This is a genomic window from Rhodococcus sp. F64268 (genome assembly GCF_023015605.1).
GTDB lineage: Bacteria > Actinomycetota > Actinomycetes > Mycobacteriales > Mycobacteriaceae > Rhodococcus.
The window spans coordinates 1-1752 of record NZ_JALKAI010000028.1 but is presented as its reverse complement, the minus strand read 5'-3'; the positions used below and the strand labels follow the sequence as shown (position 1 = coordinate 1752).

Annotated in this window: 2 protein-coding genes; both read right to left on the bottom strand. The window is 64.1% G+C overall.

Annotation, left to right across the window (positions count from 1 at the left end; translation table 11 throughout):
* Nucleotides 1-628, bottom strand: a 628-nt coding sequence (locus MWU77_RS24340) for an AMP-binding protein (protein WP_247275021.1), incomplete at its 3' end; no start/stop codon positions are given.
* Between the two features lie 174 nt (nt 629-802).
* A partial coding sequence (locus tag MWU77_RS24335; protein WP_247275020.1) for an alpha/beta fold hydrolase occupies nt 803-1752 on the bottom strand: 950 nt, incomplete at its 5' end.

Genomic DNA, 1752 nt, shown 5'->3' with positions numbered 1-1752 from the left:
CCGAATGCGTGACCACCACACCCTTCGGGCGCCCCGTCGACCCCGACGTGTAGATCACATACGCCGCATGCCCGAGCCGCAACGTCCGAACCCGCTCGTCGAACGTCACCGGACCCGACGGCAACACCGCAAGCTCCGACTCGGTCTCGGGATCGTCGACGACAACGATGTCGACGTCGGTCGTCACTGCTCCGACATGGGACGACAGCGTCAGAACCAGACCGGCGCCGGAGTCACCGAGCATGTATTCGATGCGGTCCGCCGGATAGGTGGGATCCACCGGGACGAACGCGGCACCGGTCTTGACTACTGCCCACGTCGCGAGAATCGACTCGAGCGATCGCGTCATCAGGACGGCAACGCGGTCCTCCGGTCCGACACCACGACCGAGCAGCAATCGCGCCAGCGCGGACGAGGCGGAATCGAGTTCACGATAGGTGACGGTTCCACCATCGGAAACGACCGCGGGAGCGTCGGGATCACGCTCGACAGCGACGGCAAGCAGGTGAGGCAGCAACGGCAAGGGGGCATGACGCCGGACTCGAGCGATACGTCCGTTTCGACGGGAGAAATCACGGACCGCACTGCTCGAATCTACATCTCCGAACCCGATGACCTCGACCGTCATACCACTCCCCGTTCTGCATCGGGGCGGAATGCGGTCGTAGGCAGCGCATTTGGCGATACCCGCGGGTCCAGTGCATTTGCGTGAACAAGGCCCCCGACAAACCGGGTCACACACACCGACCGCTTCCGAGTCTTACATGAGAACACTGCTGTTTCCAGTTGAATGACGATTGAACTATTCGATTTCGGCTGAAACAGTGAACAATTCAGACATTTCGTGACTAGCGGTCCAGGCCCTGACGAGCGGGCCCAGCACTCTACACGCATCGGGTCCGGTGAGCTCCCAATGAGACACCTCGATGCTTCGGCGGTGCACCTCACCCACCACGAAGGGCGCCCAGTCGAGAAGGGAATGATCCGCTCCCGGTTTCGATTCCCGCGCGACCACGAAGAGCAGATCCCCCGAGAATCTGCCCGGCCGATGGTGCGCGAGTACGTCGAACGACCATCCGATCCCGTCGAGGAAATCGGCCGTCGTCGGGACTCCGAGACCGCCCGCATCCAGGTCCCGTGTGATATCCGACACCAACGAGTCCGCTCTCCGCGGATCCACACCTACGCCGCCCTGCAGTGCCGCGAGGGCAACCTGCTCCACGTCGACTGGCGCCTCCAGCGGCGCCGGAACCTGCGTGTCGAGCAGGATCAACGAGGCCACCGAGTCCCCGTCACGCTGCAACTGCACGGCCATCTCGTGGGCGATGACACCGCCCATCGACCATCCCACCAGGTGATAGCGCCCTCGCGGTTGCAGACGGCGGATCTCCGATACGTAGAGGCGGGCCCATTCTTCGATGGACCGAGGCATCGGATCGGCGCCGGACAGCGCTGGTGATTGAAGTCCGTAGACCGGCCGCCCCTCCTGCACGTACTTCGCCAACTCAGCGAAGCTCCAGGCGAGCCCCACCACCGGGTGCACGAAGAAGACCGCTTCGAGTTCCGGATCGCCGCTACGGAGTGGGATGACCATGTCGAACGCGCCCCCTGTGACGGCGTCACCGGAGACCAGCTTTTCGATCCGGGCAGCCAACTCCTCCACCGACCCCACCTCGAACACCACCGACACCGGCACCCGCACACCCACCACCGACGACAACCGCGCCACCACACGCGTCGCCGCCAACGAAT